Source organism: Roseateles sp. P5_B10 (assembly GCF_056400485.1).
The window spans coordinates 1-1272 of sequence record NZ_JBFULE010001161.1; the positions used below are offsets into that span (position 1 = coordinate 1).

Here is a 1272-nt window from a genome sequence, read left to right on the forward strand (position 1 = left end):
GCTATGACCAGGGCGCGAGCATCTTCATCAGCGCCGAGCGCGACACGCTGCTGCCGGCCCTGCGCGTGGCAGCCGATGCGCTGCGCAAGCCGCTGTTCCCTCAGGATGCCTTCGACCGCGACATCAAGGCCAACATTGCCGGCATCGAGGCTTCGCGCCAGGAGCCCAGCGTGCTGCGCCAGGAAGCCACGCGTGGCCACTACAACAAGGCTCGCGGCGTCAGCCTGGGCCACCCCGACTATGTGATGGGCGTGGACGAGCGCATCGCCAACCTGAAGGCGACGACATTGGACGAGGTGAAGCGCTTCTATGCCGACTACTGGAGCACCAACGACGCCCAGGTCAGCGTCGTGGGCGCCTTGCCCGACGGCCTGGGCGCCGAGATCGACAAGCTCTTCGGCGACTGGAAGAAGCCCGCAGCGCCCAAGTTCGTGCGCCACATTCCCCAGCACCTGGCCGTGCCGCCGGCACGCTTCGATGCCATTGCGCGCGACAAGGCCAATGCCATCGTGCGCCTGCACCAGACCCTGCCGCTGAACGCCGAGGAGCCCGACTATCCGGCGCTGGAACTGGCCGTGCACATCTTCGGCGGCGGCGGGCTGGAGAGCCGGCTGTCCGAGCGCGTGCGCCAGAAGGAAGGGCTGACGTATGGCATCGGCGCCTCCTTGAACGCGGGCTACTGGGGCAATGCCGGGAGCTTCGCCATCCAGGCCAGCTATGCGCCGGACAAGCGCGAGCGCGTCATTGCCGTCGTGCAGGAGGAAGTGGCCCGCATGGCCAGGGATGGCGTCACGGCGGCCGAATTGGAGCGCGCCAAGAAGGACATCCTGGAAGGCCGCAAGCAGGGCCGCGCCGACCCCGGTGCCCTGGCCGGTGGCTTGACCAGCCTGGCCGAACGCGGCGAGACCTGGGCCGCGGCGCAAAAGCGCGACGATGCGCTGGCGGCCGTCAGCGTCGAGCAGGCCAATGCGGCCTGGCGGAGGCACATCGTGGCCGACAACTTTGTCATCTCGACGGCGGGAGACTTCAAAACGCCCTGACACAAGCTGCCGGCACCCTCCCGGCCGGCGGCGCTAGAGTCCTTCCTCTCTCTGAACTGAAGGAGACTCGCATGAAGATCGACCCCTACCTGTTCTTCAACGGCCGCTGCGAAGAGGCCATCGAGTTCTACAAGAAGGCCCTGGGCGCCAAGGTGGAGTTCCTGATGCGCAACTCCGAGAGCCCCGAGCCGCCGCCGCCGGGCATGCTGCCGGCTGGCTCGGAGAACAAGAT

Annotated in this window: 1 protein-coding gene; it reads left to right on the top strand. The window is 67.5% G+C overall.

Annotated elements, in window-relative coordinates; genetic code table 11:
• A partial coding sequence (locus tag AC1DU6_RS31740; RefSeq protein WP_477862162.1) for a M16 family metallopeptidase occupies positions 1–1040 on the top strand: 1040 nt, incomplete at its 5' end.
• Between the last annotated feature and the right edge of the window lie 232 nt (positions 1041–1272).